The following is a 19,126-nucleotide window of genomic DNA, read 5'->3' as shown; positions in this document are numbered from 1 at the left end:
TTCTCGTACTGATTCCACCGACAACGCACATCCCCAGACGCTCCGCAGACATGCTCGCTAATTTACCCACTTTGTCCTCCGTCACACCTGCAGCAAACGCGGCCAGCTCCATGATTGCGCGCCAAGCCATCGTGGACGTAGACAAAGAGGTCATTGGCTATGAGCTGTTCAACCGCTCCCGGGCCCCTGCCGAGCACACAGCAGCCACTGATGTCATTTTGCTGTTCACTGCGCTGTCTCACGCTGGCAGCGAAGACCTGGTGGGCACCAAGCTGCTTTTTGTCAACAGCACCCATGAAAGTCTGGCGGGCGGGCACCTGGAGCTATTGAACCCTGAAAAGGTCGTGCTGGAAGTGGAGTCTCTGGGTCACGTTGCAAGCACCGAAGCTGTCGCACGCCTGCCCATCTTGCGCGCGCTGCGTGAGCGCGGTTTCAAGCTGTCGTTCAACCACACTGTTTTGGAGTCGGCCTATGCCACGTGGATGCCGCTGGCAGACTACATCAAGCTGGACCTGACCGTCCTGCGCCCTGAGCAGCTTGCCGTGCTGGTCAGCTACGCAGCGCGCCACACCAAAGCGCAGCTGATTGCCACCAAGGTAGAGACGCAGCAGCAGTTTGACATGCTCAAAAGCATTGGAATTTCTCTGTTCCAAGGCTACTGGTTCTCTCGCCCATCGGTGGTGGAGGCGAAATTGCTGGCCCCCAACCAGGCCAGCATCATTCAGCTCATTAATCTGCTGCGCCGACAGGCCAGTACCGATGAAATTGAAGAGGTGCTCAAAAAAGATGCAGGTCTGGCCTTCAATCTGATGCGCCTGATCAACTCTGCCGGGTTTGCCACCTCGCGCGAAGTCACCTCATTTCGCCAGGCCGTGATGATCATGGGCCTTAAGAAACTCTTTCGCTGGGCAGCCTTGCTGCTGACAGCATCCAAATTTGGCACCACCAGCGCAGCCATCGGGCATACCGCCGTCATTCGCGGACGCCTGATGGAATTACTGGCTCGGGAGTTCATGAGCGAGGACGATGCCGACCAGGCCTTTGTGGTCGGTATTTTTTCGCTGCTCGATTCCATGCTCAGCATCCCCATGGAAGATGCACTGCACCTTATCAACGTTCCCACGCCAGTGCGGCTTGCCCTGGTGGAGCACGAAGGGGTCTTTGGTGAATTACTGCGTCTGGCTGAAGCCTGTGAAAACAGCAATGACCAGGCTTTTGACCATTCGGCTTCTGCCCTGCAGCTGACCAGCCAGCAAATCAACTGGGCACACCTGCAGGCCCTCGCCTGGTGTGACCAAATCACGCAATAGCTCGGCAGGTTTCACCACCAAAGAGACAGCTGGGCAGATTCGCTGACCCAAAGGGTACATGTGTATAGCGCGCATCACGTTACATTTACACACCTGCAGACTGCCCCGCGATCGCCTACATGAATTCTGTCAACAAAACCGCTACCTCCGCCCCCAGCTTGCCTGAAGGGATTCCCGACGCATCGGTTTCCATGATTGGGCGACAAGCCATCTTGAACGAGAGGCGCGAGGTCTATGGCTATGAACTCTTTGACCGTTCAACGGCCATCGATGCACATACGGCGGCCAGTGATGCCGCCATGCTTTTCAATGCCTTGTCTTATGCAGGTACGGAAGCGCTGGTTGGCCGCAAGCTCGTGTTTATCAACTGCACCCACGAAAGCCTGGCAGGCGGTCATCTGGAATTGATTCACCCAGACAAAGTGGTGCTGGAAATCTCTACCTTGGGTGAAAACGTCACACCCAACGAAATTGCGGCATGCATTCCTATTTTCGAAAGCTTGCGCCAGCGGGGGTTTCGCCTGGCTTTTGACCAGAATCTGCTGCGCCGTGCCTATGTGAACTGGCTGCCCATGGCCAGCTATATCAAGCTGGACATGCTCACCTTCCCGATAGACAACGCACAAGCCTTGGTGAAGTTTGCACGCACCCACACCATTGCCCAGATCATTGCGGAAAAAGTAGAGACCCAGGCACAGTTTGAACATATGCACGCGCTGGGCGTCAAACTCTTTCAGGGTTTTTGGTTTGCCAGGCCTGATGTCGTGCAGGCAAAAATGGTGCGCCCCTCGCAGGCGACCATCATGCAACTGCTCAATCTGGTTCGCAGCCAAAGCTCCACCGCTGAAATTGAAGAGCTCCTCAAGAAAGACCCCACGCTGTCTTTTAACCTGCTGCGCTTCATCAACTCTTCGGGGTTTGGGCTGTCGTGCGAAATCACATCGTTTCGCCATGCCGTGATGATCCTGGGCCTGAAAAAGCTGTTTCGCTGGGCGGCGCTCTTGATGACCACATCACGCGCTGGTGGCAGCGCTCCAGCCGTGGGTCAGACCGCCGTGGTCCGGGGCCGCCTGATGGAGCTTTTGGCAACAGAAATGCTGCCACCCGAAGAGTCTGACAACGCTTTCGTGGTGGGGGTGTTTTCGTTGCTGGATGTCATTTTGGGCATTCCCATGGAAAAGGCGCTGGAGTCCATCGCTCTGCCGCAATCGGTCGCTGAGGCGCTCTTGCACCGAACTGGGCCCTATGCCCCGTTTCTGGAGCTGGTGCTGGCCTGCGAGACAGGCGATGAAGTGACATTTGCCCGCAACTCTGATGCACTGCACCTGTCCAACCACCAGGTCAACTGGGCGCATTTACAAGCACTGGCGTGGGCTGACAACCTCAGCAGCGATAACGGATAGGCACGTGCGTGCGGCGCCTCTGTCACCAGAGGCTGAGTGGTACGCAGCGCAGCGACACCTGATAGCCCCGCGCCTTACTGGCTGGCAGCAAACGCCGCTGCTATGCGCCGCTAGCCTGCCCAATGCCCTCATCAATGCGGCTATCCACGCGGATGGTGCTGGGCATGCAGCTGCTGCAGGCGCTCCCTGGCAACGTGGGTGTAAATGGTGGTGGTGGAAATGTCTGCATGGCCCAGCAGCATCTGCACGACGCGCAAGTCCGCTCCGTGATTGAGCAGGTGCGTCGCAAATGCATGGCGCAATGTGTGCGGCGACAAGGGCGCTGTCACGCCGGCCAGCGTGGCGTATTTTTTCACCAGCATCCAGAACATCACCCGCGTCATGCCGCTGCCGCGCTGCGTGACAAACAAATCATCCGTTGACTGCCCTGCCAAGATGGCTGGACGCGCTTCTTGCAAAAAGCGAATCAGCCATGACTGCGCCTCCTCGCCAAACGGCACCAGGCGCTCCTTGCGGCCCTTGCCTTCGGTACGCAGCACACCGCTTTTAATGTCCAGCTGGTGCACCTTCAAACTGACCAGCTCGCTCACGCGCAAGCCACTGGCATACATCAGCTCCAGCATGGCACGATCGCGCAGCCCCAGCAGGCAGCTGTCATCAGGTGCCTGCAGCAAAGCTTCAACCTGTGCCTGCGTCAATGTGTGCGGCACCCGCAGCGGGCGCTTGGCTGCCAGCAATCGAACAGTGGGGTCGTGCTCTACACGTTTTTCGCGCAGCGCCCAGTGATAAAAACGTCGCAAAACACTGAGGCTGCGGTTGCTGGAAACCGCTTTCACGCCTTGCTCATGGCGCTGCTGGCCATACGCCTGAAGTTGCAGCTCCTGCGCGCTGAGCAGCGAACGCCCCTCCTCGTAGCCGGCAAGAAACTGGGCACAGCCTGACATATCACGCCGGTAGGCCTGCAAGGTATTGGCAGACAGGCCGTCTTCCAGAAACAAGGTTTCAATGAAGTCATCAATGGCCGAAAGGCTGCTGTGTAGTGCTGCGTCATTCATAGATGGATTGTTGCCATAAAAAAGGCGCTGCACCTTGCGATGCAGCGCCTTTTTGAGGCCACGGGCCAATTACTCCAGCGTCAGCTTCTGCTCCATCACGACCTTGCGGTAGACGTCATATTCAGCCTTGATCTGCTGCGCAAACTCTTCGGGCGAATTGCCGATCACCAGGGAGCCCGTGTCCTCGATGCGCTTGCGCACGGCAGGGTCCTGCAAGACCTTCTTCACCGCCGCGTTCAGCTTGTCCACGACCTCTTTGGGCATGCCTTTGGGGCCCAAAATGCCATAAAAGGCCATGCGGTTGACGGGCTCCAGGCCCACTTCCTTGAACGTGGGCACGTCAGGCAGAACTTCCAGACGCTGAGGCGCTGCCACCGCAATTGCCAGCAGACGCTTGTCTTTGATAAACGGCAGTGCCGAGGGCAGGTTGTCCAAAATAATCGGCACCTGACCAGCCACCGTGTCATTGAGCGCCGGGCCAGCACCGCGGTAAGGAATATGGGTGATGAAAGTGCCGGTCAGGTTTTTGTACAGCTCCATCAGCATGTGCTGGATACCGCCGGTACCCGACGATGCATAGGAGTACTTGCCTTGCGATGCCTTGAGCATGGCCAGAAAGCTTTTGTGGTCTGTCGGTCCAAATTTAGGATTGATGGCCAGCACATTGGGGGTGGCAGCCACATTGATCACCGGGGTGAAATCCGTCAATGTGTTGTAGGGAATCTTGGGATTGATGGCGGGGTTGGTGGCCGTCGAAGAGACGGTGGCAATACCCAGGCTATAGCCATCTGGTGCAGCGCGTGACGTCTCCAGAGCACCCACAATGCCGCCGCCACCGCCCTTGTTTTCCACAATCACGGACTGCCCCAGCTCGCGCCCTAAAGGCTCTGCAATCACGCGAGCGATGATGTCCGTCGTGCCGCCCGGAGCAAAAGGCACCAGCAACTTGATGGGTTTGGTGGGATAGCTCTGTGCAAAAGCAGTAGAGCCGGCGATGGCAAAAGCAAGACCCAGGCAGATACGACGTTTCATGCTGAATTGATCCCTTGTCAATTGTAAGTTTTAGTACAGAAATCGATGCTAATGGCGAAGCGCTTTTTCTGCGCCGCCCAATTCACGCTTTTTTCTCAGTGCATTCCCTATGCATAGAAATTTCGCAAAACGTGTCGCTAGGGTGCCAATTTCGTGACTAGCACGCCGCAAACGCGGGAAAAAAGGCAGTAGCCTCTGCACCCGTGAACTACGCCCAGCTCCTTTTTCCAGACTTCGCCCTGATCCTTCTGGGCTATCTGCTCTGCCGCTTCAGCCCACTCAACCGCCCAGTCTGGCAAGGCGCAGAAGCCTTGGTGTACTACCTGCTGTTTCCAGTACTGCTGTTTCACTCCATCGTCAAAAGCCCGCTGGACTGGGCAGCCACCTCCAGCCTGATTGCAGCGGGTGTCACTTCAGGCCTTGCAGGCATTGCACTGGCCTACAGCTTGCCCTGGTGGCCAGGCTTGCGCAAAAACGTGGCGGCACGTGACCACGCCAGCGCTGCACAGGTGGCTTTTCGCTTTAACTCCTTCATTGGTCTGGCACTGGCAGACCGGCTGGCTGGCGCTCAAGGGCTGTTTTTCATCTCGGTGCTCATCGGCTTTTGCGTGCCGATGTTCAACATTGCCGCAGTGTGGCCAATGGCACGTGAGAGCAAGCAAAGCTTTTTGGGTCAGCTGGTACGCAACCCCTTGATCGTGGCCACCGTGTGTGGCCTGACGGCCAACCTGCTGGGCTTTCGCATGCCGTCCTGGCTGGAGCCACCCGTGGCACGCATTGGTGCAGCATCGATTGCGCTGGGCCTGATGTCTGCAGGCGCAGGCATGCAACTGGGCCTGCTGACACAGGCCAAACGCCTGAGCGTGGGTGTGCTGGGTATTCGCCACCTGATTCAGCCACTGATTGCGCTGGGCGCAATCCATGTGTTTGGCCTGCAGGGTGACCAGGCGCTCATCTTGCTGCTGTTTTCTGCGCTGCCCACGGCATCGACTTGCTATGTGCTGGCCGCACGCATGGGCTATAACGGGCCCTATGTGGCAGGACTGGTCACGCTGTCCACGCTGCTGGGCATTGTCAGCCTGCCCTACGCCCTTTCCCTGGTGCCTTGAATTCACATGCACATGATTAATCGCCGCGCTGGTTTGCTTGCCCTGCTCTGCCTGCCATTGTTTACCGCATGTGGCGGCAAAACACCGGCTGCGCAACCGGTTGCGGCAGGCTCTGTGGTTGTCGCTCTGGGCGATTCACTCACTTCAGGCGTAGGTGCCAAGCCGGGCGAAGATTGGCCCAGCCTGCTTGCCGAGCTGACCGAGTGGGACGTCATCAATGGCGGCATCTCGGGCAATACCAGCGCACAAGGCGCGCAGCGCTTGCCAGAGCTGCTGAGCGAACACGCACCCAGCCTCGTGATTGTGGGTTTAGGAGGCAATGACTTCTTGCGCAGGCAATCTCCTGACATGACCCGGCAATCGCTCACACAGAGTGTGCGCAACGCACAAGCTGCGGGGGCTCAGGTGGTCTTGGTGGCTATTCCAGAACCCAGCTTGATGGCTGCCGCCGGTGCCGTGCCCAGTGATCACCCGCTGTATGCAAGCCTGGCCAAAGAGCTGAGCGTGCCGCTGATATCGGGTTTGTGGGGGCCTATCCTGGGCAATCCAGACTTGCGTGCCGACACCGTCCATGCCAACGCACAGGGCTATGCGGCATTTGCGCAAACCTTAGTACAAGCGCTGCGCAGCGCAGGTTTTTTGCAGCACTGAAATATAAAAATAGCTACCAGCGCTTGACACCAAACACTTTCAATATCTTTTCATATTGAAAGTGTTTAAAACAAAGCGTTAATAGCTCTCTTTTTAATTAGCCTGGCCTTGCGCCAGAGCCCATTGCACATGTTCACGCACCACTTCATGACTGTGCGCCGCCTGCCCCTGCAAGGCCGCTCGAATGGACGCATGCATGTGCGTATCTGCCAGATTGTTAAGCGCATTGCCCATGGCCACCGCAATGTTGCGCAACCAGCGCACATGCCCAATGCGGCGAATCGGACTGCCCTCGGTACAGCGCAAAAATGTGGCCTCATCCCAGCTGAACAGCTGCACCAGCGTGCTGCCTGCCAGACCGGCGCGCGCATCAAAGTCCGGCAAGGTGCTGCTTTGCGCAAACTTGTTCCAGGGGCAGGCCAGCTGACAGTCATCACAGCCATAGATGCGGTTGGCCAGCAGCGGGCGCATCTCCAGCGGAATGGCGCCATCGTGCTCAATGGTCAAATACGAAATACAGCGGCGTGCATCTACGCGGTACGGCGCAACAATGGCCCCCGTGGGACAGGCATCCATGCAACTGGAGCAACTGCCGCAGTGCGCAGTCACCGGCGCGGTCTCCGGCAAGGCCATGTCGATATAAATCTCGCCCAGAAAGAACATGGAGCCCGCATCGCGGTTGAGCACCAGCGTGTGCTTGCCGCGCCAGCCCTGACCGCTGCGCCGTGCCAGCTCGGCCTCCATCACCGGGGCTGAATCGGTAAATGCACGGTGGCCCAGAGCCCCTACTTCCTGGGCAATGCGCTCGGCCAGTTTTTGCAGACGGCTGCGCAGCACCTTGTGGTAATCGCGCCCACGGGCATACACCGAAATAATGCCTTCCTGCGGCCGCTGCAAACGCGCCCATTCCACGCACTGCCAGTCTTGCGGGGTGCTGCGCGGCAAATAATCCATGCGCACCGTGATCACACTCACCGTGCCCGGCACCAGCTCCGCCGGGCGCGCACGCTTGAGGCCATGTGCCTCCATGTAATGCATTTTCCCATGGAAACCCTGAGCCAGCCACTGCAGCAGCCCGTCCTCACAAGACGACAAATCCACACCGGATACGCCAATTTGGGAAAATCCCAATTCGCGGGCCCAGTCCTGCATCGAAAGAACCAATTGACTGCTGCAAACCATAACCCCCCGATTGTAGAAAGCGCAGGCGCTGCGCAACGTGTGCTGACCTGGCAAGACGAGTCAGACACTGAGGCCTTTGCAGCACAGCTGGCCGCTATGGCTGAAACACGCAACGCCTACATCACCCTGCACGGGGATTTGGGCGCTGGAAAAACCACCTTCGTGCGCCACCTGCTGCGCACTCTGGGGGTGCAAGGGCGTATCAAAAGCCCCACATATGCCGTGGTCGAGCCCCACGAAGTGCCGGGTCTGACGGTGTGGCACTTTGACTTTTACCGCTTCGAAGACCCCCGAGAGTGGGAAGATGCAGGTTTTCGTGACATTTTTGCCAGTGAAGGGTTGAAACTGGCAGAATGGCCGGAAAAGGCCGCTGCGTTGACTCCACCTGCGGACTTAGCTATTCATATTGAAGCAATTGACGAAACCCAGCGCCACGTCACTCTGCGCGCCAGCACAGAGCGAGGTCGGCGCATGCTGCAGCACTGGCCACAATGAGCGACGACGCCCCGTCCCCTATCTTTACCGCTTACCGTCCCAACCGCCGCACTTTGCTACAAGCAGGTAGCTTGGCCCTGCTGTTGGCTGGCAAACACCAGATTGCGTATGGCGCCTCCATCATGGCAGTGCGTGTGTGGCCCGCTGAAGATTACTCGCGCGTCACTCTGGAGTCTGACGTTCCGCTGGTTGCCAAGCAAACCCTGATCGAGTCCCCTCCCCGTCTGGCTGTGGACATTGAAGGCCTGCAACTGAACGACGCACTCAAGGAGCTGGTCGCCAAAGTACGGCCTGATGACCCCAATATTGCGGCCATCCGTGTCGGACAAAACGCGCCCAACGTGGTGCGTCTGGTCATCGACCTCAAGCGCGATGCCGTGCCCCAGGTCTTTACGCTCAAGCCCGTGGCGGCCTACCAGCACCGTCTGGTGTTTGACCTCTACCCGGCAAAAACAGTAGATCCACTGGAAGCGCTGATCCAGGACCGCTTGCGCGATGCCACCAGCAACCCGGACATTCCCGCAGCGCTGACGCCTCCCACACAGCAGGCCACGGCACCGCACGATCCTCTGGGCGATCTGATTGCCAAACACAGCAGCACAGCGCCCTCTGCCCCAGCAGTCTCGCCCCCTGCTGCCACCCCTGCTGCCACCCCTGCGCCACCCCAGACTGCTTCAAAAACGCCGGGCCCGCGCACGGAGGCATCCGCGCCCAAACGCACCGACCGCATCATCATCGTGGCACTGGACCCCGGACACGGCGGAGAAGATCCGGGAGCGATTGGCCCCAGGGGCACGTACGAAAAAAACGTGGTGCTCAAAATTGCCCAGTTGCTGCGCGACCGCATCAACAAAAGCTCCATCAACGGCAGCCCCATGCGTGCCTACCTCACGCGCGATGGCGACTATTTCGTCCCCTTGGGCCAGCGTGTGGCCAAAGCCCGGCGCGTACAGGCAGACCTGTTCATCAGTATTCACGCCGATGCGTTCACCAGGCCCTCCGCCAATGGCGCCAGCGTGTTTGCGTTGAGCCAAAAAGGAGCATCCAGCACCGCAGCGCGCTGGCTGGCTGACAAGGAAAATCAGGCCGACCTGGTCGGTGGTATCAATGTGCGCAGCCAGGATGCCGGCGTACAAAGCATGCTGCTGGACATGAGCACAACGGCCCAAATCAATGACAGCCTCAAGCTGGGCACAGCGCTGCTCACACAGATCGGCAGCTTTGCCAAGTTGCACAAGCCACGGGTCGAGCAAGCAGGTTTTGCGGTGCTCAAAGCCCCCGATATTCCCAGCGTCTTGGTCGAAACTGCCTTCATCAGCAACCCGCAGGAAGAGCAAAACCTGCGCAGCGCGGCCTACCAGACCAAACTGGCAGACGCCATGATGGAAGGCATCCGCCAGTACTTCATCAAGAACCCGCCGCTGGCACGCTCGCGCACCGTTTAAAAACCTCACTGTAAGTTTTCACAACTACTGAGAGGTTTTGCAAACGCCCCCTGCGCCTACAAGGGCACACTGGCCTCCCCGACGCGGGATCTTGCTCAGCCTTTGCATACTGCAAGTACTTCCAACCACTGGAGCAAAGGACTGGAGCAACGTATGAAAAAAGCAAACACCTATATTGCGGCAACCGTACTGGCCGCCACATTCGTATTGACAGGATGCGCCAACAATCAGCAACTGGGTACCGGTGTCGGTGCCGTTGCAGGTGGTGTCATCGGCGATGCGGTGCTCGGTGGAACCTTGGGCACACTGGGTGGTGCAGCAGCCGGGGCGGTAATTGGTAATCAGGTTGGTAAAAGCCAAGACCGCAAATAACGCATGCTTTCACACAAAAAAATGCCAGCAACTGCTGGCATTTTTTTTATGCTCTAAAGCTTCGCACTCAGCGATCAGCGATCTCAATCTGCTGGTCTTTACGGCCCGTTTTCCAGCCCCCATAGATCGCCAGCAATCCCGGCACCAGAATCAATGCCCAGATGATTTTTTCCAGGTGCTCTTTCACCCAGGGCAGGTTGCCGAAGAAATAGCCCGCTGACACGATGCCCAGCACCCAAAGAATGGCCCCGCCCACGTTAAACATCGTGAATTTTCCGCGTGACATATGGGCAACACCCGCAACGAACGGCGCAAAGGTACGAATAAAAGGCATGAAGCGCGCCAAGATGATCGTCACCCCGCCATAGCGTTCATAGAAGGCATGCGCCTTATCGAAAGCACGCCGGTTGAACCAGCGTGAATCGTCCCACTGAAACACCTTGGGCCCTATGTAGCGACCAATCGCGTAGTTGCACTGGTCGCCCGCAATGGCAGCCACCAGCAGCACCACACAAGCCAGCGAAAAGTCCATCATGCCCACACCGCACATGGCACCCACAATGAAGAGCAATGAATCGCCGGGCAAAAACGGCATGACAACCACGCCAGTTTCCACAAACACAATAATGAACAGCAACGCGTAAACCCAGGGGCCATATGCCACGACAAACGCCTGCAGGTGCTTGTCAATATTCAAAATGAAGTCGATCAAAAACGTGACGATTTCCAAAACCCAGCCCCTTGCAAATAAAACTTGCTGCACCACACACCAGCGCAGCCAGCAATTAATGTAGCGCCACAGACAGCAGCGTTCTTGCAGCGCTGAAGCCGGACAACACCTTTCTTCTCACATTCCGCAACACCGCCAACAAAAACCGGGTTTCACCAACAATTGCTTTCAAAGTCATGAACAACTTTGCACGCAATTCATCTGCCACCCGCTGCAGTGCAGGCACAGTCACCCCCGTCTTACTACATAGATATAAGCAGGTACATATGACACGAACACGCAGCACACTTTTGATAGCAACACTCTTGGGTAGCGCCCTCATGCTGGGTGGTTGCGCCCACCGTCCCAACAATGCCCAGCTGGGCACTGGCGTGGGCGCGGTCGCCGGCGGATTGCTGGGCGATGCCCTTTTCGGCTCTACGCTGGGGACTGTGGGCGGTGCTGCCGCTGGTGCCTTGATTGGCAACCAAATGGGGCAAAACAGTGACGGCAACCGCCGAGGACACCGCCACCACCGTTAATTGGTTTGTTGTGCCACCTCCCGCAGTGGCATGAACGGCTGCATACAATGAGGTCGATGACCTCTTTCGCACCAGCGCCGCAGCGCCGCGCCATCCAAGACCTTCCTGATGAACTGATTAGCCAGATTGCTGCTGGCGAGGTGGTGGAACGCCCTGCCTCGGTCGTGCGTGAACTGGTCGATAACGCGCTGGACGCCGGCGCAACACAGATTACCGTGCGCCTGCTGGCAGGCGGGGTGCGCCTGATCAGCGTCGAAGACGACGGCTGCGGTATTCCCCGCGAAGAGCTGCCCGTGGCGCTGCGCCGCCATGCCACCAGCAAAATCAGAGACTTGCAAGAGCTGGAGCACGTGGGCACCATGGGCTTTCGTGGTGAAGCGCTGGCAGCCATTGCATCGGTTTCTGAAACAGCCATCCTCTCGCGCCTGGATGGTGAAGACAATGGCTGGCTGCTGGAAGCGCGCAGTGGCGAGCTGCGCCCCGCAGCGCGCAGCCGTGGCACCACGCTGGAAGTCAAGGAGCTTTTTTTCAGCACCCCCGCACGCCGCAAATTTCTGAAAAGTGATGCCACAGAACTGGCGCACTGCATTGAATCTGTGCGCCGCCACGCTCTGGCGCGGCCCGATGTGGGGTTTTCCATCTGGCACGAAGGCAAGCTGGTTGAACAGTGGCGTGCAGTTCCCATGGGTGAAGGCACCGACCGCAACGAAGCACTGGCCCGCCGCCTCAGCGATGTACTGGGCGCTGACTTTGTCGCCAGCTCCATTGCCGTGCTGCGCACCTCGGCCTCCAGCGGCATCACGGTCTATGGCCGCGCCGGCCTGCCCGATGCTGCGCGCAGCCGGCCCGATCAGCAGTACTGCTACGTCAATGGCCGCTTTGTGCGTGACAAGGTGCTCACCCATGCGGCCAAGAGTGCCTATGAAGATGTGCTGCATGGCCACAAGCAACCCATCTACGCGCTGTACATGGAGATCGATCCTGCGCGGGTGGACGTGAACGTACACCCCACCAAGATCGAAGTGCGCTTTCGCGACAGCCGCGAAGTGCATCAGGCCATCAAGCATGCCGTCGAAGATGCGTTAGCTGCCCCACGTGCAGCCCTGCTGGCGCAGGCCGCCGGGCACACGGGCGCAGGCACGGCAGAGTCTGTGCCACTGCCATCTTCTGGTTCTGGCCATCCACTGCCCAGTTCAGCAACCAGCACAGGCTGGCAACCCGCAGTCAGCGCGCCGCGTCCGGCAATGCCAGCGCAAGTGCAATTTGCAATGCCACTGCAAGAAGCCGCGGGCCACAAGGTCAGCGACATGCAGGCACTGTGGGCACCCATGCGTGACAGTCAGGTTGCAGCAGCAACGCCACCGTCGACACCCGGCAACCCCGCAACTGCCAGCTCATCGCCGCAGGGCCAGAGCGCACCGCCCGTAACCTCAGATTCGTCCGTTGATGCTGCCGCCACCTGGCCCTTGGGCCGTGCCGTAGCGCAAGTGCATGGCGTCTACATACTGGCTGAAAACGCTCAGGGCATGGTGATTGTGGACATGCATGCCGCGCATGAACGCATCGTGTATGAGCGACTGAAAGACCAGCTGGGCAATGACCAGCCGATTGCCAGCCAGCCTCTGCTGATTCCGGCCACTTTTGCTGCAACCCCGCAAGAAGTCGCCACTGCCGAAGCACATGCAGACACCCTGCGCGTGCTGGGACTGGAGATCTCGCCGTTTTCACCCAAAACGCTGGCCGTGCGCGCAGTGCCTGCCACCTTGGCACAAGGCGATGCCGTTGAGCTGGCACGCAGCGTGCTGGCAGAGCTGGAGCAACAAGATGCCTCCGGCGTGATTCAGCGTGCACGCAATGAGATTTTGGCCACCATGGCCTGCCATGGTGCCGTGCGTGCCAACCGCCGCCTGACCATTGACGAGATGAACGCCTTGTTGCGCCAGATGGAAACCACCGAACGCTCTGACCAGTGCAACCATGGTCGCCCTACCTGGCGCCAGCTCAGCATGAAAGAGCTGGACGCCCTGTTCCTGCGAGGTCGCTAATCCATGGCCAGCGCCACCCCACCAGACAAAACCATGTCCGTACCTTTTTTTGCCCGCGTGCGCGCCGCGCTGGATACGTTCTCTCCCACTGAGCGCAAGCTTGGCCAAGTGGTACTGGACTACCCCATCAACCTTGCCGGCTACAGCGCCAGCGAACTGGCGCAACTGACAGGCGTGTCCAACGCCACGGTCACACGCTTTATTCGCCGTCTGGGCTATGACAGCTACGAAGAAGCGCGCCGCACAGCGCGCATGGAAGCCAGCACCTCGGGCCTGCCACTGCCCGGGGCTGGCATTGCCATCTCTTCCAGCACACCCAATTGCGCGCTGCTGTGGCAGCAATTGCAAGACAACCTGACGGCCACGCTGGCACAAATTCCCCCCAGCACCATGGATGCCATGGCCTCAGCGCTGCACCAGGCCCCGGCTATCTTTTGCGTGGGCCTGCAGCACAACCACATGCTGGCTCGTTCGCTGCGCGGACACCTGATGAGCGGGCTGGATAAACCCATCTACGGCGCACCCGCCGCCGGTGAAACCATTGAAGACGTGCTGGCACGCATTGCGCCGCGCGACATGGTGGTGCTGTTTGCCCTGGGCGGTATTCGCAGTGACATGGCCGACCTGTCAGAGCGTGCACGCAAACTGGGGGCCAAGCTCATTTGCATCACCGACCCTGCCAGCCACGCCCCCCCGTCTGACTGGTTGCTGCGCTGCCACACCACGCCCCATGCTGCTGACGTACGCCACCTGTGCGATACCAGCGCCGCGCAGGCACTGGCCTATGGTCTGGCGGCCCACACCATCCAGTGGGGAGCCATTCCGTTTGAGCTGATCTAGCCAATCATTTTTTTATAGCTGCTAGCGCCTGAGGTTGTTGAACTTCAGGCGCTTTTTTATTTGAAAACAAGCATACACAAGCGCAAGTCGCTATCAATCATGCAACCCTCATGTTGCGCCCAACCTCGCAAGACACCACCACCAGCATCTCCGCATACGACGTCGGTTTTACGAGACGCCACACACGCTATCAATTCACAAGCAACCAAAGCTTGAACAGCAATGCACCAAATACAAACAGAGCAAACCTCTTTTTGGTGCGCAATAGCACCAAGCCAAGGCATCTATGCACCAATCTTCTACAAGTCATGCTCAATTTGGTGCATACAGGTATACATTTTTGGCATAATTGTGAACATGCGCTGCTGCGCTTTTGTTTTGTGCCCTTGAAAGACTAGCCCTCCATGAAGTACGCCAACCTCGACCAATTTCTGCAAGACGTTGCTGCCCGCAACCCTGGCCAACCTGAATTTTTGCAAGCCGTCACTGAAGTGATGGAGTCGTTGTGGCCCTTCATCGAGAAAAACCCCAAGTACGCCGACAACGCGCTGCTGGAACGCCTGGTCGAGCCTGAGCGCATCATCCAGTTCCGCGTCAGCTGGATGGACGACAAGGGCCAGGTACAGGTGAACCGGGGCTTCCGCATTCAGCACAGCATGGCGATTGGCCCCTACAAGGGCGGCCTGCGCTTTCACCCCTCGGTCAACCAGTCGGTACTGAAGTTCCTGGCTTTTGAGCAGACCTTCAAGAACGCCTTGACCACACTGCCCATGGGCGGCGGCAAGGGTGGCTCTGACTTTGACCCCAAGGGCAAGAGCCCAGCCGAAGTCATGCGCTTTTGCCAGGCTTTCATTCAAGAGCTGTTCCGCCATGTGGGCCCAGATACCGACGTGCCTGCTGGTGACATCGGCGTGGGTGGCCGTGAAGTGGGCTTCATGGCAGGCATGTACAAAAAGCTGTCGAACAACGCCGCCTGCGTGTTCACTGGCAAGGGCCTGACCTTCGGTGGCTCGCTGATCCGCCCTGAAGCCACTGGCTACGGCACCGTGTACTTTGCCCAGGAAATGCTGGCCACTCGCGGCCAGACTTTTGAAGGCAAGACCGTATCGGTTTCCGGCTCTGGCAACGTGGCGCAATACGCCGTAGAAAAAGCCATGCAACTGGGTGCCAAAGTGGTGTCGGTATCTGACTCTTCGGGCACCGTGTATGACAAAGATGGCTTCACCACCGAGAAGCTGGCCATCCTCATGGACATCAAGAACCACAAGTATGGCCGCGTCAACGAATACGCCCAGCTGGTGGGTGCCGAGTTCTTTGCTGGTCAGACACCTTGGCACATCAAGGTAGATGTGGCCCTGCCTTGCGCCACACAGAACGAATTGAACCTGGACGATGCCAAGACCCTGATCGCCAACGGCGTGCTGTGCGTGGCAGAAGGTGCCAACATGCCTTCCACCATCGAAGCGGCCAAGGCCTTCGAAGCCGCTGGCGTGCTGTACGCACCGGGCAAGGCCTCCAACGCAGGTGGCGTGGCCACCTCCGGTCTGGAAATGTCGCAAAACGCTGCCCGCCTGAGCTGGCCTGCTGAAGAAGTGGACGCCCGCCTGCTGCAAATCATGCAAGGCATCCACGCCGCCTGCGTCAAGCACGGCAAGCGCGACAACGGCTCGGTCAGCTACATCGACGGTGCCAACATTGCTGGTTTTGTGAAGGTGGCAGAAGCCATGCAGGCTCAGGGCGTGATCTAAATCAGCCGCTTTAAGCTGCACATCAAAAAAGGAACCTCCGGGTTCCTTTTTTTGTTTCGCGCAATGAAAAGCCCAACCTCCTTGAGTGCTTGAATCGCCTTGCTGGAGCGCTACCAATGTCCTAGCAGCAGCAAGGACTGCCACAGGGCGCTATAACTGCGCCCCCCGGAATGCATGGGCATTCCAAAGCAAGTGCCAACCTGTGGTGGTGCTTACTGGCGCAACCCAAAAGGCTGTGCTTGCAGCGTAGCGACCTTCTTTGACAGCGCTTTTGACAGCGCTTTGAACGTGAAATTTTCTCTGAACAACATAGTGGCCGCTCTCGGCCTGCTCGGCGTTTGTGCCACCGCTGCAGCTGCTGACTCCAGCGTGACGATGTACGGCCGTATCGATACCGCCATCGAATCCGTCAAGACGGGCAATGACCGCATCAACGGCGTAAACAACAGCAGCTCTTACTTTGGCTTCAAGGGCCAGGAACACCTGGGCAATGGCCTGAAGATGGGCTTCATCCTGGAAAGCGCCATCAACTCCGATGACGGCAGCATCAGCAACACCGAGTTTTTCAGCAACCGCAGCGAGCTGAATCTGGAAGGTGCCTTCGGTACTGTGCGCATGGGCCGCTTTTTCAACCCCTCGTACTACGCTGTGGCTGACCGCACCAGCCTGCACAACGAGGACTACGGCATCACCGCCGATGCGCTGTACGCAGGTGTTGAAAACGCCAACAACCGCCTGGCTTACAAGTCACCCGCCATGGGCAGCCTGACCGTGGAGTCCTCCGTCAGCTTCCACGAACGCTCCGCTGGCAATCTGGGCAAGAACGCCTATGACATGGCCGCCAACTATGACCATGGCAACTGGTCGTTCGGTGCTGGTTACGGCGAATGGGCGCAAGCCAGGCAATACGCACTGCGTGCAACATGGTCAGAAGGTGGCTGGACGGTCTCCGGCTACCACCAGCGCAGCCAGGACGTGGTGGCTGGCGTGACACAAAAGGCCAACGCAAGCCGCATCGCCGTGGCATACGCGGTGGGCGCGGGCGACATTCAGGCCAACTTTGGCCATGCCAATGGTGCAGGCCCGGCACAAGCGCAGCAATGGACCGTGGGCTACAACCACCACCTGAGCAAGCGCACCAAGCTGTACGCCTTCTACACCGTGCTGCAAAACAGGCACGGTGCCAGCTTTGGCTCTGACGACATGGTGGCCAACGAAGACCTCAAGGCCGTGTCCGCGGGCATTCGCCACAGCTTCTAAAGCCCGGGCTTGAAAAGCACACAAAAAAAGCAGCCCTCTGGCTGCTTTTTTCATGGCCATTGAGTGCCCTGTGGCCTAGCCCTTGGCCCGCATTACTGCCGCATCACACCAGCGCTGTGCCACTTTGGGCGTGGTGATGCACACCGCCTCGTGCGTCACCGTTGTGACCGCACGCTCCAGCAACTGAATGTCGGCCTCGTGCTGGCGGGCCACGTGCGGGTCTTCAAAGAAGATAGCCCGCTGGCAGCGGCGCTCCAGCACCAGATCCGCAATCTGCGCATCACCGCCCAAGGGGCCGCTGTTGTAGCGATCCACCCAGGGCTTATCGGCCGGCCAGCCCTTGCTCCACGCCATTTCATTGAGTTTCTGGCCCGTAGTACCCGTGCCCACCCGGCGCTTGAAGCGCGAGAGCAGCTCAAAGTTGTGTGCCGCAAACTCCAGCATGGCGGGCTTCATGGCATCGTGGGCAATCAGTGCCAGCGTGTGGCTGGCATAGTCATGAAAGCGGTCTGCATGCCGGTCGCGCACCAGGCCTGCATGGATGCGCTCCATCTCTATCCAGTCGCGTGCACTGGCTACGGTCGACAAAAAGGGCTTGCCATGAATGACGCACTGGCGCTTCAAGGCCAGCGCTTCCGGAAAAATAGAAGACGGGTCGACCGGGTCAGTCAGGTAAATGGCACCATCGAGCGTGCGCCCCTCACCCATTCCGACCACCTCGGCCACCAGCTTCATCAAGCCGCCCTCGCGGCCATAGGGGTAGCGCACCAGCCCCGGGTAGCGGTGCATCATGTCTGCTGCAGCAATGGCATCGTAAGTGCGCCCCACAGCGTGCAGGCCCAGGTTCAATTCACGAATGCCTGACTCACACGCCCGCAGCAAATCAAACAGGGCGGCGTCTTCGGTCTGGTGATGGAGCCGGTTGGCGGCAAGGCCTAAAAGCATGGTCTGATTCATCCTTAACAACACAGGCACTTGGTCGTGCACACTTGCCGGCAAGCATAGACCCAAAATACCAACCTATGAAACTGTCCGGGATGACTTCGCCTCCAGCACTGCGCACCTTGGCGTGGACCTGCGCTGTTGCGCTGGCACTGACGATTGCAGGCTGCTCGGCCCTCGATGCCAAGCAGCGCGAGATGATCTTTCAGCCCAGCGACCGCATCTGGCAACGCGCCAATATGCAGGGCATGGACGATGTGTGGATCAGCTTTCGCAGCCAGCACGCACAGCAGGACGTGCGCCTGCATGGTTTGTGGCTCCCCCACCGCAACCCCGAAGCACCCGTGATGCTGTATCTGCACGGTGCCCGCTGGAACGTCACAGGCTCTACGCTGCGCATGCGCAATATGCACAGCTTGGGCTTTTCGGTGCTGGCCATTGATTACCGGGGCTTTGGCCAGACCAAACCCAAAGAGCTCCCCTCTGAAATCACCGCACGCGAAGATGCCTTGGCCGCATGGCAATGGCTAGCGCAGCATCACCCCGATCAGCCTCGCGTTATCTTTGGCCACTCGCTCGGTGGCGCCATTGCGATTGACCTGGCCACGCGCGTCAACGATGAGCAAGCGCTGATTGTGGAAGCCACTTTCACCAACATTCGTGACATGGCGCGTGGTTTTCAATGGGGCTGGCTGCCTGTGGGGCCGCTGATCACGCAAAAGTTCGACTCGCTGTCCAAAATCAAGCAAGTGGGCAGCCCCGTGGTCGTGGTGCATGGCAGTGCCGACGCCCTGATACCGCAGGCGCAAGGGCAGCAGCTGTATGAAGCCGCCATCGGGCCCAAGCAATGGGTTTTAGTAGATGGCGGCACCCACCACAGCACCAACAGCGCAGGCCTGCCCCAGTACCGCGCTGCATTAAGCCAGCTGCAAAGCTTAAAAAATCCATAGCTGCTGGTGCTTGCCAGACAAGCATCAACAGCATTT

General features: G+C 58.7%; 19 protein-coding genes. 13 read left to right on the top strand and 6 right to left on the bottom strand.

The genetic code is table 11. The features are described 5' to 3' along the window. The first annotated feature begins 50 nt into the window (after positions 1-50). Together IB213_RS07510 and IB213_RS07505 are read left to right on the top strand one after the other, a co-directional pair. Positions 51-1,310 (top strand): EAL and HDOD domain-containing protein, encoded by a 1,260-nt coding sequence (locus IB213_RS07510; RefSeq protein ID WP_191722964.1) that lies wholly within the window; start codon positions 51-53, stop codon positions 1,308-1,310. A 119-nt stretch (positions 1,311-1,429) separates the two neighbouring features. Beyond that, positions 1,430-2,713 (top strand): EAL and HDOD domain-containing protein, encoded by a 1,284-nt coding sequence (locus IB213_RS07505; RefSeq protein WP_191722965.1) that lies wholly within the window; start codon positions 1,430-1,432, stop codon positions 2,711-2,713. 140 nt (positions 2,714-2,853) lie between these two features. On the opposite strand, the gene xerD is transcribed toward IB213_RS07505, so the two are convergent. Both xerD and IB213_RS07495 read right to left on the bottom strand, forming a co-directional pair. Beyond that, complete coding sequence (gene xerD, locus IB213_RS07500; RefSeq protein ID WP_192405866.1) at positions 2,854-3,768, bottom strand: site-specific tyrosine recombinase XerD; 915 nt, start codon at positions 3,766-3,768, stop codon at positions 2,854-2,856. A gap of 69 nt (positions 3,769-3,837) precedes the next feature. Further along, positions 3,838-4,800, bottom strand: coding sequence for a tripartite tricarboxylate transporter substrate binding protein BugE (locus tag IB213_RS07495; RefSeq protein WP_192405865.1), 963 nt, complete (start codon positions 4,798-4,800; stop codon positions 3,838-3,840). 203 nt (positions 4,801-5,003) lie between these two features. Here IB213_RS07495 and IB213_RS07490 point away from each other — a divergent pair, with 203 nt between their 5' ends. Both IB213_RS07490 and IB213_RS07485 read left to right on the top strand, forming a co-directional pair. Next, on the top strand, positions 5,004-5,909 hold the full coding sequence (locus IB213_RS07490) for an AEC family transporter (RefSeq protein WP_191722968.1): 906 nt from the start codon (positions 5,004-5,006) through the stop codon (positions 5,907-5,909). 12 nt (positions 5,910-5,921) lie between these two features. Then, a complete protein-coding gene (locus IB213_RS07485; protein WP_192405864.1) occupies positions 5,922-6,560 on the top strand; it encodes an arylesterase in 639 nt (212 codons plus the stop codon). Positions 6,561-6,653: 93 nt separating this feature from the next. Here the strand turns inward: IB213_RS07485 and queG are convergent, their stop codons facing one another. Then, entirely contained in the window at positions 6,654-7,712 is a 1,059-nt protein-coding gene (queG, locus tag IB213_RS07480; protein ID WP_192405863.1) for a tRNA epoxyqueuosine(34) reductase QueG, read from the bottom strand. A 12-nt stretch (positions 7,713-7,724) separates the two neighbouring features. On the opposite strand from queG, the gene tsaE reads away from it, so the two are divergent. The 3 genes from tsaE to IB213_RS07465 all read left to right on the top strand — a co-directional run bounded on the left by tsaE (position 7,725) and on the right by IB213_RS07465 (position 10,054). Continuing rightward, positions 7,725-8,237, top strand: a complete 513-nt coding sequence (gene tsaE, locus IB213_RS07475) for a tRNA (adenosine(37)-N6)-threonylcarbamoyltransferase complex ATPase subunit type 1 TsaE (protein WP_225214073.1) — start codon at positions 7,725-7,727, stop codon at positions 8,235-8,237. Then, positions 8,234-9,682 carry an N-acetylmuramoyl-L-alanine amidase gene (locus tag IB213_RS07470; RefSeq protein WP_192405862.1) on the top strand — a complete coding sequence of 483 codons (1,449 nt, stop codon included), beginning with the start codon at positions 8,234-8,236 and terminating at the stop codon, positions 9,680-9,682. The genes tsaE and IB213_RS07470 overlap by 4 nt, the downstream gene beginning before the upstream one ends. A gap of 153 nt (positions 9,683-9,835) precedes the next feature. Then, entirely contained in the window at positions 9,836-10,054 is a 219-nt protein-coding gene (locus tag IB213_RS07465) for a glycine zipper domain-containing protein (protein ID WP_191722973.1), read from the top strand. Positions 10,055-10,121: 67 nt separating this feature from the next. Here the strand turns inward: IB213_RS07465 and IB213_RS07460 are convergent, their stop codons facing one another. Together IB213_RS07460 and IB213_RS07455 are read right to left on the bottom strand one after the other, a co-directional pair. After that, on the bottom strand, positions 10,122-10,784 hold the full coding sequence (locus IB213_RS07460) for a DedA family protein (RefSeq protein WP_191722974.1): 663 nt from the start codon (positions 10,782-10,784) through the stop codon (positions 10,122-10,124). 55 nt (positions 10,785-10,839) lie between these two features. Beyond that, a complete protein-coding gene (locus IB213_RS07455) occupies positions 10,840-11,016 on the bottom strand; it encodes a hypothetical protein (RefSeq protein ID WP_192405861.1) in 177 nt (58 codons plus the stop codon). Between the two features lie 34 nt (positions 11,017-11,050). On the opposite strand from IB213_RS07455, the gene IB213_RS07450 reads away from it, so the two are divergent. From IB213_RS07450 to IB213_RS07430, 5 genes are all read left to right on the top strand, one after another. Further along, positions 11,051-11,305, top strand: a complete 255-nt coding sequence (locus IB213_RS07450) for a glycine zipper 2TM domain-containing protein (RefSeq protein ID WP_191722976.1) — start codon at positions 11,051-11,053, stop codon at positions 11,303-11,305. A 56-nt stretch (positions 11,306-11,361) separates the two neighbouring features. Continuing rightward, positions 11,362-13,350 carry a DNA mismatch repair endonuclease MutL gene (gene mutL, locus IB213_RS07445; protein WP_192405860.1) on the top strand — a complete coding sequence of 663 codons (1,989 nt, stop codon included), beginning with the start codon at positions 11,362-11,364 and terminating at the stop codon, positions 13,348-13,350. Between the two features lie 33 nt (positions 13,351-13,383). Further along, positions 13,384-14,190, top strand: a complete 807-nt coding sequence (locus IB213_RS07440) for a MurR/RpiR family transcriptional regulator (protein WP_191722978.1) — start codon at positions 13,384-13,386, stop codon at positions 14,188-14,190. Positions 14,191-14,594: 404 nt separating this feature from the next. Then, positions 14,595-15,938, top strand: coding sequence for an NADP-specific glutamate dehydrogenase (gene gdhA / locus IB213_RS07435; RefSeq protein WP_191722979.1), 1,344 nt, complete (start codon positions 14,595-14,597; stop codon positions 15,936-15,938). Positions 15,939-16,226: 288 nt separating this feature from the next. Next, a complete protein-coding gene (locus tag IB213_RS07430; protein ID WP_192405859.1) occupies positions 16,227-17,198 on the top strand; it encodes a porin in 972 nt (323 codons plus the stop codon). A 75-nt stretch (positions 17,199-17,273) separates the two neighbouring features. Here the strand turns inward: IB213_RS07430 and IB213_RS07425 are convergent, their stop codons facing one another. Beyond that, positions 17,274-18,143 (bottom strand): methylglyoxal synthase, encoded by an 870-nt coding sequence (locus tag IB213_RS07425; RefSeq protein WP_192405858.1) that lies wholly within the window; start codon positions 18,141-18,143, stop codon positions 17,274-17,276. A gap of 92 nt (positions 18,144-18,235) precedes the next feature. Between IB213_RS07425 and IB213_RS07420 the strand changes: the two genes are divergently transcribed. After that, positions 18,236-19,090: an alpha/beta hydrolase gene (locus tag IB213_RS07420; protein ID WP_192405857.1), complete on the top strand. Its 855-nt coding sequence runs from the start codon at positions 18,236-18,238 to the stop codon at positions 19,088-19,090. The last annotated feature ends 36 nt before the right edge of the window (positions 19,091-19,126 follow it).

It is taken from the genome of Comamonas sp. CMM02 (assembly GCF_014851485.1).
In the GTDB taxonomy this organism is placed as follows: Bacteria; Pseudomonadota; Gammaproteobacteria; order Burkholderiales; family Burkholderiaceae_C; genus Comamonas; species Comamonas avium.
The sequence above is the reverse complement of the archived record's forward strand: the minus strand, read 5'-3'. Positions and strand labels throughout refer to the sequence as shown.

What these genes read in the sequence shown, in the direction of transcription:
- IB213_RS07510 (WP_191722964.1), top strand. Translation starts at nt 51, where the DNA reads ATGCTCGCTAATTTACCCACTTTGTCCTCCGTCACACCTGCAGCAAAC.
- IB213_RS07505 (WP_191722965.1), top strand. Translation starts at nt 1,430, where the DNA reads ATGAATTCTGTCAACAAAACCGCTACCTCCGCCCCCAGCTTGCCTGAA.
- xerD (WP_192405866.1), bottom strand. Translation starts at nt 3,768, where the DNA reads ATGAATGACGCAGCACTACACAGCAGCCTTTCGGCCATTGATGACTTC.
- IB213_RS07495 (WP_192405865.1), bottom strand. Translation starts at nt 4,800, where the DNA reads ATGAAACGTCGTATCTGCCTGGGTCTTGCTTTTGCCATCGCCGGCTCT.
- IB213_RS07485 (WP_192405864.1), top strand. Translation starts at nt 5,922, where the DNA reads ATGATTAATCGCCGCGCTGGTTTGCTTGCCCTGCTCTGCCTGCCATTG.
- queG (WP_192405863.1), bottom strand. Translation starts at nt 7,712, where the DNA reads ATGCAGGACTGGGCCCGCGAATTGGGATTTTCCCAAATTGGCGTATCC.
- IB213_RS07470 (WP_192405862.1), top strand. Translation starts at nt 8,234, where the DNA reads ATGAGCGACGACGCCCCGTCCCCTATCTTTACCGCTTACCGTCCCAAC.
- IB213_RS07465 (WP_191722973.1), top strand. Translation starts at nt 9,836, where the DNA reads ATGAAAAAAGCAAACACCTATATTGCGGCAACCGTACTGGCCGCCACA.
- IB213_RS07450 (WP_191722976.1), top strand. Translation starts at nt 11,051, where the DNA reads ATGACACGAACACGCAGCACACTTTTGATAGCAACACTCTTGGGTAGC.
- mutL (WP_192405860.1), top strand. Translation starts at nt 11,362, where the DNA reads ATGACCTCTTTCGCACCAGCGCCGCAGCGCCGCGCCATCCAAGACCTT.
- IB213_RS07440 (WP_191722978.1), top strand. Translation starts at nt 13,384, where the DNA reads ATGTCCGTACCTTTTTTTGCCCGCGTGCGCGCCGCGCTGGATACGTTC.
- gdhA (WP_191722979.1), top strand. Translation starts at nt 14,595, where the DNA reads ATGAAGTACGCCAACCTCGACCAATTTCTGCAAGACGTTGCTGCCCGC.
- IB213_RS07425 (WP_192405858.1), bottom strand. Translation starts at nt 18,143, where the DNA reads ATGCTTTTAGGCCTTGCCGCCAACCGGCTCCATCACCAGACCGAAGAC.
- IB213_RS07420 (WP_192405857.1), top strand. Translation starts at nt 18,236, where the DNA reads ATGACTTCGCCTCCAGCACTGCGCACCTTGGCGTGGACCTGCGCTGTT.